This is a genomic window from Vibrio anguillarum (assembly GCF_001989995.2).
Lineage (GTDB): Bacteria > Pseudomonadota > Gammaproteobacteria > Enterobacterales > Vibrionaceae > Vibrio > Vibrio anguillarum.
The window spans coordinates 1-312 of sequence record NZ_JAHGUP010000053.1; the positions used below are offsets into that span (position 1 = coordinate 1).

1 protein-coding gene is annotated in these 312 nt (G+C 59.6%); it reads left to right on the plus strand.

What is annotated here, in order from left to right; genetic code table 11:
* Positions 1 to 312, plus strand: a 312-nt coding sequence (locus tag PL85_RS13160; protein ID WP_215809354.1) for a VCBS domain-containing protein, incomplete at both ends; no start/stop codon positions are given.

Below are 312 nucleotides of genomic sequence, written 5' to 3' on the forward strand. Positions count from 1 at the left end.
CATCAATGGTGCGAACGACGGCGCGAAAATCACAGGCGATGATAGCGGCAGCGTGACCGAAGACGCGGCGGATAACACCGCGACGGGCACCTTGCTCGCAAGCGACGTGGACAACACAGACAACGTGTTCCAGGCGCAAACCGATGCGGCGGGCCAGTACGGCACGTTCAGTGTGGATGCGAACGGCAAGTGGACCTACGTGCTGGATAACAGCAACGAGACGGTCGACGCGTTGAACGTGGACTCGACCCCGCTGACTGAAACCTTCACGGTGAAATCGGCAGACGGCACAGAGCAACAAGTGACCATCAC